This is a genomic window from Pseudomonas sp. 2822-17 (assembly GCF_002742485.1).
Lineage (GTDB): Bacteria > Pseudomonadota > Gammaproteobacteria > Pseudomonadales > Pseudomonadaceae > Aquipseudomonas > Aquipseudomonas cyclaminis.
In genome coordinates, this window is record NZ_LJRZ01000547.1 from 1 (window position 1) to 361 (window position 361).

The 361-nt window shown below is 39.6% G+C and carries 1 protein-coding gene; it reads left to right on the top strand.

The features are described from left to right. Positions 1–13: 13 nt before the first annotated feature. A partial coding sequence (nadE, locus tag AOA60_RS23140) for an NAD(+) synthase (protein ID WP_305887058.1) occupies positions 14–361 on the top strand: 348 nt, incomplete at its 3' end.

Genomic DNA, 361 nt, shown 5'->3' on the forward strand with positions numbered 1-361 from the left:
AAAGAAAACTGGCTTGAAAGGATATGTTCTCGGTATTTCAGGTGGACAGGATTCCACACTTACTAGCAGACTAATTCAATTAGCCATGGAAGAGTTAAATAAAGAGGAAAACACTGATAAGTATACTTTTTTTGCTGTCAGGTTGCCGTATGGTGTCCAAGCAGATGAGGATGACGCCCAAAAAGCGCTAGAATTTATTCAGCCTTATAAACGTATTACGGTAAACATTAAACCAGCTGTTGATGCCGCATATCAACAATTTAAAGAGGCAACCGGTGAGGAGTTATCTGACTTTGTGAAAGGCAATACAAAGGCGAGGGAAAGAATGAAGGTCCAGTATGAAATAGGTGCTCATTTTAGT